This window comes from Collinsella sp. D33t1_170424_A12 (genome assembly GCF_015554865.1).
In the GTDB taxonomy this organism is placed as follows: domain Bacteria; phylum Actinomycetota; class Coriobacteriia; order Coriobacteriales; family Coriobacteriaceae; genus Collinsella.
Genome location: NZ_JADNJJ010000069.1, coordinates 1 through 7,602, shown reverse-complemented (window position 1 = coordinate 7,602; position 7,602 = coordinate 1). Strand labels below are relative to the sequence as shown.

Below are 7,602 nucleotides of genomic sequence, written 5' to 3'. Positions count from 1 at the left end.
GGTGCTTGCTTGTAAGGCCGATCGTGATGTCGGTGCCGTTGGAGGCCGTGTAGCGCAACGCGTCGAAGTGGCGCTCGTTCATAAGGCGCAGGTTCTTCTCGAAGGTTGCATCATGCAGCTCCCAAGCGCTCTGCGGATCGGGACCGTCCGCACGCGCCACCGAGAGGATGGCTTGCCATAGCTTGTAGACGGCAACCTCGTCGCACTCTCCCGGGAAGACGTGGCGCGCCCATGCGGCCACCGGGGCGCCGGCGATGCACCACGGGTTGATGTTGAAGTCCAGGCCATGGCGGAACGCACGGCACTGCGTGTTGCGCGCCTTGCTTGCGGCGGCGGGCTTTGCCGAATCGATCCCCTTGAGCGCCTCGGGGTCGGCGCCCTCCACAAAGATGAAGCATGCGCCCTGCTCGGCCAGGGAGTCAAGCTGCTCGCGCTGCCAGGAGGGAACCGTTTCGAACCACGAGGTCTCGACGTTTTCGTACGTAAGGCGCGTCACCACGTCATCGTTCCAGATCACCGTCACGTGGCCGGCTCCAGCCCGATACGCTGCCGCCACCAGCAGGCGCACGAACAGAGCGCACTCAACCGGGGCCTGCACCACGACCTCCTGGCCGTCCTTCACGTTCACGCCCTTGCGGACGACCAGCTCGGCGTACCGCTCGATGCTGGGCATCAGGCGTTCCATTCCCACGCGGACCTCTTCCAGACTGTATTTGAGCTCGCTCATAGCGGGCCCCCTTTCCTGTTTCCGTTGAAAAACGGGTGCGCCCGCGGCACCACCGCGCGACGCACCCGTCCTATGATTCCCCTTTGTACCCGGAAAATCGTTCTTACTTGTTCTTGCGCTCGAGCGTCTTGGCGTCGCGCGCGGCACGCTTCTCGGCGTCCTTCTTCGAAGCGCGATCGAGCACGTCGTCGATCTTGGCGTCCGACATGCCCTCGGCCGTGGCGCGGGCATGGTTGCGGATAGGACGGATGCGAACCATGTCGTAGATGAAGCCGCCGATGATGCACACGTAGGCCAGTGCGATGGCGATGATCTCGAGCGTCTGGTATTGGCTGCCCGCGGCATCGCCGAAGAACATGAGCATGGCCCAGCCGATGGCGATGAACACGATGCCCAAGATCATGATGCCCCAGAAGACCTTGCGGCGCTTGGGATAATCGGCGTCCTCGCGCATCAGGATGTTGGACGCCGCGTACACGCGGTCCTCCTGACGGCGGAGCTCGGCCTTGCGCGCCTTCTTCTCCTCCTTGGTCAGCTTAGACAGGTCCTCGCCGCGCTCGAGCTGCTTGCGCTTCTCCTTCGAGCTGGCGGGAACCACGCGCACCGATGCGGCGGCGGCGCGGGCCGGCTTGGCCGAACCTGCGGACTTTCGGGTCATGCCGACGCCGGCATGCTCCTGGTTGCGCTTATTCATGGGGCTACGGGTGCTCACGTGTCCTCTACTCCTTCATATGCGTTCTTTGGCGAAAGTCACTTTACCATCGTTGGTATCAAAATAAAACAGGTACCCATCATTCTCAAACGATGGGTACCTTGTGTCTACGCTGGGATTATCGGAGGCAACCGCGCCGCATGCGCGAGCCCCGGTCCCCTCCGAGCGTCTACTCGATCAAGGCATGCGACCCGGTGCTAGAAGGATCGCTTGCATGCTCGCGCGGCAGGTGGATGGTGAACGTGGTGCCCTTGCCCAGCTCGGATTCCACCGAGATGAAGCCATGATGGCGCTCGACGATCTGCTTCGTCACCGCCAGGCCCACGCCAAGACCGCCCGCCTCGCGTGCACGGCTGGCGTCGGCGCGCCAAAACCGGCCGAAGATGCGCGAAAGGTCTTCCTTGGCAATGCCGATACCCGTATCCGATACCGAGATGAGCAGATGTCGACGGTCGTTTTGCACTTTCACGACAACCCAGCCGTCCTCGGGCGTATAGCGCATCGCGTTGCTCATCAGGTTGATGACGGCCTGCGTGAGCATGTCGGAATCGACCTCGATCGTGGCGCTGCGGCCCATCGTCTCATCGGCAAAGCGCAGATGCAGGTCGCGCGCATGGAACAGCTGGTGCTGCGTGTTCACGATGTTGCGCACAAGGGCGGCCACATCCACGGGACGCAGGTTGAGCGGTGCCGTACGGTTCTCCATACGCGACAAATCGAGCATCTGCTGGACCAGGCGCGAGAGACGACGCGTCTCGGACGCCACCGTCTCGAGGTGCTCGGCATCGGTGGGATAGATGCCGTCCTGCATGGCCTCGACCGTGGCGAGCATGGCCTGCAGCGGCGTGCGAAGCTCGTGCGCGACATCCGACGTGAGGCGGCGCTCGTGCTTCAAGTCCTTCTCGAGCGAGGTGGCCATCTCGTCGAAGGTCTCACCCAGCTGGTCGATCTCGTCGTCGCCCCGCATATTCGTGCGGGCCGAAAGATCGCCGTCGCGGATCTGCTTGGCCGTAGTGGTGATGCGGCGGATGGGATTGGTAAGCATGCTGGATACGAAGAAGCCGATGACCAGCGCTATGGCGATGGCTATGAACGACGCCATGCCCATGGCGTGGAAGGTCTTCTCGCGAAAGGCAGCATCGGCCTTGGTGAGCAAGGCGTCGCTACCCAGGACCCATAGGCGCACGGTTCCCACGCGGTTGCCCTCGGCATCCACGATTTCCTCGGAGACCGCCCCCTCCTTATCGGTGGGCGCGGTGGATACCAGGCTATGCGGCCGCCGCTTCTCGGAAGCGGGCGCAGGCGCGGAACCGGCTCCCGGACCCGGCGCGGAATCCTTCTCGGTCTCCGCGGCAAGGGCGCTCGCCGGCCAGGTATCGTCGAAGAGGATATCGCCATCGACATCCACTACCTGCATGCCTATATCGTCCGATAGCAGGTTGGACTCGGCCACCGACGCCAGCGCCGCCGTGGAAAACGAGCCCGTCTCGTTATAGCCCTCGGCAAGCTTCCTTGCCGTGAGCTCGGCGATCTCCACCACGTTTGCCCTGGTGTAGTCGGAAAACGCGCCGCCCCATACAACGGTTACCACGCACACCAGAACAAGCACGGTCATAAACGAGGTAAGGGCAAAAGAAACCGCCATGCGCATGCCGTAGCTCATAGCGGTGCGGTAATCGGAACGAGGCGTGTTCCAGCTTGCGCGTGAACTCGCCTCGTCCGTATGCTTATGCTTTTGCCCGATGGTGAACTGAGCGGGGAGCATTACTTCGCGCTACCCTCGCCAGCTTCAGCCGGCTTCGCAGGGGCCTCGAAGCGGTAGCCCACGCCGTGCACGGTGTAGAGCCACTTGGGATGCTTGGGATCGTCGCCGAGCTTGGCGCGCAGGTTCTTCACGTGGCTATCGATGGTGCGCTCGTAGCCCTCGAAGTCGTAGCCCAGAACCTTCTCGACCAGCTCCATACGGTTGTACACGCGACCGGGATGGCGGGCAAGCGTGGTGAGGAGCTTGAACTCGGACGCCGTGAGGTCGACCTCGTGGCCGTCCACCAAGATCTTGTGACCCGAGATGTCGATAACCAGGTCGCCGAAGTCGAGCACCTCGACCTGGGGCTCGTCGGCCAGATGCGTGCGGCGGAAGAGCGCGCGAACGCGGGCCACGAGCTCGCGCGGCGAGAACGGCTTGATGAGGTAGTCGTCTGCGCCCAGCTCGAGACCGATGATGCGGTCCTCCACCTCGCCCTTAGCGGTGAGCATGATGATGGGCACGTCGGAGGTGTCGCGAATCGCACGGCAGACGCGCTCGCCGGACAGCTTGGGGAGCATGAGGTCGAGTACGATAAGGTCGAACTGGTGCTTCTCGAATTCCTCGACAGCGGACTGCCCGTCGCCTACGCCCACGACATAGTAGCCCTCGCGCTCGAGATAGGCCGCAACGGCATCGCGGATAGCCTTCTCGTCTTCAACGAGCAGAATTTTTCTTGCGTCCGAAGCCATAGCGAGGCCTCCTAATCTATAAATCACATAACCTGTCCATTTTAGCGCAGCGGGCGCTAAACTTGCTAACGGAGAACCCCAGCGGTTGGAATGTGCTCCGCATGAGGCAGAATACGGTTATCCTGCCCTTAGGTTCCTATTATGCCCAACTCCTTTTTTCTCTTTCACCTGGAGGTCGCCGTGACTTTTCGCATTCGGCTGGCGCGCCCCGGCGATGCCGCGCAGGTTCTCGACGTCTACGCGCCCTACGTGCGCGACACCACGGTGAGCTTCGAGCTCGCAGTCCCCAGCGTCGACGACTACGCGCAGCGTATCGCCCATGGCCTCGCATCGACCACCTACCTGGTGGTGGAAGCGGGCGGCGCGGGCGTCCACAGCGACGACCGGCGCATCGTCGGCTTTGCCACCTACGGCGCGTTCGGCCACCGTGCTGCCTACCAATGGTCGGCCGAAACATCGATTTATCTGTCAGACGATTGCACGGGCCACGGCGTTGGCGCGGAGCTGCTGTCCTGCCTGGAAGATATCATGCGCGCCGGCGGCATCGTTACGAGCGAAGCCTGCATCTGCTCCGAGAACACCGGCTCCATCGCCTTCCACCGTCGCCATGGCTATCGCGTGGTGGGCGAGCACCGCTCGTGCGCAAGCAAGTTTGGTCGCTGGCTGTCCATTCAGTGGCTCGAAAAACCGCTGGCGGCCTACCGCGACGACCCCGAACCGCCGACGCCATGCGCCGAGGGCGTCCAACAGCTCATCATCGACCGCGCCAACGAGCGCTTGGCGGGCCGCGACGGCGCCCGCGACGCATAGCGGTTCCGCAAACGCCGTGCGTTCACGGAACCGCGGGATTCGCTAGAGCTCGAACGTGCGGGCCACCACGCCCGAAGGGATGCCCTTGGCATCGCGCACGGTGGCATAGGTCACGAAGGTGCTCACGCTGCCCTCGCTCGCCGGATAGTCGCCGAAGCCCAGCGAGCGGTCGGGCGACGAGATCGAGTCGAGCAGCTGGTTGGCGGGGTCGAACATGTAGTGCGCCGACTGCGTCTTCACGAGATACCTCGTGCCGCTGTAGGCGATCTGCGCGGCGGGCTCGCGACTGAAGTACACGTACGGACCGCCCTCGCGCCCCACGAACGTACCCATCTTGCCCAAGCTTCCGGCGGAATCGTACGACGCCTCGATGGAGAAGGCGAAGACCTCGCCCGTGTACACCGCTTCAAAGGGCCTCACGGATGCAGGCAGCACCAGCTGGTCGAGCTTGGTGTTGTTCGGACTCTGCAGGTCGACCGCGGTAAGGCCGTAGTATGTACCCTCTTCGTTCCGCACGCGCGGCGTGAGGGTGAGGATCCCGTTCGAAACGCGCGGGGGCGTGGCGAAGCGGCCGGTGGACTTCCACACCTCGGTTTCCTTCGCATCCCCCACCGACCAGCGATAGCAATGCGAATCGGACGAGCGGCGGTCGCCGGAAGCAAGCGGCATCTTCTGCCATATCACCGTGGGGCCGGTGCAGGTGAAGAGGGGAGGTTCCCAATTCTTGTCACCGGTATCGAGCTGGACCGGCTCACCCGACAGCGCCCCGCCGCTAAACTGCTGGGCAAGCAGGACCCAGATGCGCGTGGCGTAGTCGATCTCGATCCACGCGTACACCCCGGAACCGCAGCGAACGTCGAAGAAGCCGTACGTGCGCCCCAGCGTGGGATCCTCCTTGAGCGTAACGAGCGAGCCGTCGATCACCGAAAGCGCGCCCAGCGTATTGACGTGCTGGGCGGACTCGGGTGCCATCATGGCCGCGGCCCAGGAGCCATCGCTGTGGAACAACACCGTACCGAGCGGCAGGTTCCATATCTTCACGGGATTGAGGCCCGTGTCCTTGCCCTCGAACTCCTCGAGCGCGTCGATGATCTGCGAGGAGTCCTCGACGACCTGCGGCTCGCCCGAAGTGGGCTTGACCTTCTTGTCCTCGGACCCGCAACCGCTCAACACCGCGGCGGCGGTGCCCGCTGCAGCCGCCCCCAACGCGAAGCCGCGGCGCGTTATACCCTTGTGCCCGCGATCGCACCACGCCATGGCCGCTACGCTTCCGCCGCAGCCGCGCGCAAGGCGATGGTGAGCTGGTCGGCGCAGGATGTGGAACGCGGGCCGCAGGTATTACCCTGCAGCAGCTCGACCACGCGGTCGGTGGGCATGCCGTGCACGAGCTTGGAAATGGCCTTGAGGTTGCCGTTGCAACCGCCTTCGAACAACACGTTCTCCACCGTGGAACCGTCGTCGGAAAGCTCGACATGGATGGCGCGTGCGCACACGCCGCGCGGCTTGTAATCGTACGTGATCATCTAAAACCTCCTTGTTCGGTCCCTGCCATTATCCCCGCGGCCTACGCGTCCGCACAACCCGGCATCAATCTTCCACGAAGGCGTACACGTGCCGCCGGCGTGCGTGCGCACCATATATAAAAGGACGGCCCTCCACTGCGGAGGACCGTCCATGGTTCGATCGCGCGTACGCGCCGTATCGGGGCCCGATACCTTACTTGCCGGAAGAGGCCTCGAAGGTGAAGGGGGTGGCCCAACCCTCGGGAACGGCACCGGTCTTGCCGTTGCCCAGGTCTTCCATGACCCAGCCCTCGGGGATGCCGCCCTCGCCCTCCCAGGCGCCTACCTGGTGGCAGGAGGCGCAGGTGAAGACGGGCTCGTCGTGCATGAGGTGGCAGGAGTTGCACTGCTGCACGCCGTGGTAGTCGCTATGCGGGTCGAACGGGAAGTCCTTGGTAGAGGACTCCGTCGCGCCCGGCATCACGCCGGCGCCCAGATGGCAACCGCTCTGCAGGCAGAAGTCGTTCGAGATGGTGACCTTGTCGAACGGCTGCGGATAGTCGCCGGACAGCTGGACCTGGACCTCGTGCATCATCTGGGGCAGGGTTGCCTCATGGCAGCCCAGGCACTGGTTATTGGTCGTACCACGGTGCTTGTAGGCGAGCGACGTGGTGTCCTGGGTGTAGGACTTGTAATACTTGCCCATGGTGCTGTGGCACACGGCATCGCAGAACTCGGGGGTCGCATGCCAGGCCCAACCGGCAACGCCGAGCACGGTCACAACGACCACGGCGGCGATGACAATCGGAAGGCGCTTGCCCTTCCAGTCGAATTTCTTCTTCTTGGGAGCGGCGGACTCGGTAGCCTCCGTGCTCTCCTTGATCTCGTCAGCCATTGTTTTCTCCTTTCGAGACCACTTAGGCGCTCAGCGCGGGGTTGTCGCCGCAGTACTTCTTCAGCAGGCCGTCGTACTTACGGGTGCGCTCGTCGTAGGAAACGCCGCCGTCGACCAGCAGGCCAAGCTCCTCGAGGTCCTTGGACTCCTGCTCCAGGCCCAGATCGGCCAGGCACTGCTTGGTGGGGCAGCCCAGCTTCTCATCCCAACCGAAGCGCTTGTAGAACATGGTGAGGGACTTCTTCCAGTCCTCGCGCTCCATCTTGTCGGTACCCGGGGTGAAGGGCTTGATGTCGGGATCCTCCGTGAAGACCCACTCGGTGATGACGTCATGCATGTTGCGCATGTCGTTGCAACCCATCTTGCCATCCTTGTCGGTCATACCGCGAACGGTGTTGACGCGCTGGAGGGTCATGATGCGCTCGGCGGCCTTGTACAGGTCGTCGATGGTCACCTTCTG

General features: G+C 63.5%; 9 protein-coding genes. 1 reads left to right on the top strand and 8 read right to left on the bottom strand.

The genetic code is table 11. The features are described 5' to 3' along the window. The 4 genes from I2E26_RS03440 to I2E26_RS03425 all read right to left on the bottom strand — a co-directional run. On the bottom strand, positions 1-727 hold a 727-nt coding region (locus I2E26_RS03440), incomplete at its 3' end, for an aminopeptidase (RefSeq protein WP_195419615.1). A 103-nt stretch (positions 728-830) separates the two neighbouring features. Further along, positions 831-1,439 (bottom strand): NAD(P) transhydrogenase subunit alpha, encoded by a 609-nt coding sequence (locus I2E26_RS03435; RefSeq protein WP_147587771.1) that lies wholly within the window; start codon positions 1,437-1,439, stop codon positions 831-833. Between the two features lie 169 nt (positions 1,440-1,608). After that, the gene (locus I2E26_RS03430; protein ID WP_195419614.1) at positions 1,609-3,204 is read right to left on the bottom strand and encodes a cell wall metabolism sensor histidine kinase WalK; all 1,596 of its coding nucleotides are present in this window, start codon (positions 3,202-3,204) and stop codon (positions 1,609-1,611) included. After that, positions 3,204-3,935: a response regulator transcription factor gene (locus I2E26_RS03425; protein WP_147587769.1), complete on the bottom strand. Its 732-nt coding sequence runs from the start codon at positions 3,933-3,935 to the stop codon at positions 3,204-3,206. The genes I2E26_RS03430 and I2E26_RS03425 overlap by 1 nt, the downstream gene beginning before the upstream one ends. A 180-nt stretch (positions 3,936-4,115) precedes the next feature. Between I2E26_RS03425 and I2E26_RS03420 the strand changes: the two genes are divergently transcribed. Further along, positions 4,116-4,745 (top strand): GNAT family N-acetyltransferase, encoded by a 630-nt coding sequence (locus I2E26_RS03420; RefSeq protein WP_195419613.1) that lies wholly within the window; start codon positions 4,116-4,118, stop codon positions 4,743-4,745. Between the two features lie 42 nt (positions 4,746-4,787). Here the strand turns inward: I2E26_RS03420 and I2E26_RS03415 are convergent, their stop codons facing one another. The 4 genes from I2E26_RS03415 to I2E26_RS03400 all read right to left on the bottom strand — a co-directional run. Continuing rightward, on the bottom strand, positions 4,788-6,002 hold the full coding sequence (locus tag I2E26_RS03415) for a hypothetical protein (protein ID WP_195419612.1): 1,215 nt from the start codon (positions 6,000-6,002) through the stop codon (positions 4,788-4,790). A gap of 5 nt (positions 6,003-6,007) precedes the next feature. Beyond that, positions 6,008-6,268 carry a TIGR03905 family TSCPD domain-containing protein gene (locus I2E26_RS03410; protein ID WP_195419611.1) on the bottom strand — a complete coding sequence of 87 codons (261 nt, stop codon included), beginning with the start codon at positions 6,266-6,268 and terminating at the stop codon, positions 6,008-6,010. A gap of 193 nt (positions 6,269-6,461) precedes the next feature. Continuing rightward, positions 6,462-7,142, bottom strand: coding sequence for a cytochrome c3 family protein (locus I2E26_RS03405; RefSeq protein ID WP_195419610.1), 681 nt, complete (start codon positions 7,140-7,142; stop codon positions 6,462-6,464). 22 nt (positions 7,143-7,164) lie between these two features. Further along, positions 7,165-7,602 (bottom strand): aldehyde ferredoxin oxidoreductase C-terminal domain-containing protein (locus tag I2E26_RS03400; protein ID WP_304515621.1); only part of this gene is annotated, 438 nt, incomplete at its 5' end.

What these genes read in the sequence shown, in the direction of transcription:
- I2E26_RS03410 (WP_195419611.1), bottom strand. Translation starts at nt 6,268, where the DNA reads ATGATCACGTACGATTACAAGCCGCGCGGCGTGTGCGCACGCGCCATC.
- I2E26_RS03430 (WP_195419614.1), bottom strand. Translation starts at nt 3,204, where the DNA reads ATGCTCCCCGCTCAGTTCACCATCGGGCAAAAGCATAAGCATACGGAC.
- I2E26_RS03415 (WP_195419612.1), bottom strand. Translation starts at nt 6,002, where the DNA reads ATGGCGTGGTGCGATCGCGGGCACAAGGGTATAACGCGCCGCGGCTTC.
- I2E26_RS03405 (WP_195419610.1), bottom strand. Translation starts at nt 7,142, where the DNA reads ATGGCTGACGAGATCAAGGAGAGCACGGAGGCTACCGAGTCCGCCGCT.
- I2E26_RS03425 (WP_147587769.1), bottom strand. Translation starts at nt 3,935, where the DNA reads ATGGCTTCGGACGCAAGAAAAATTCTGCTCGTTGAAGACGAGAAGGCT.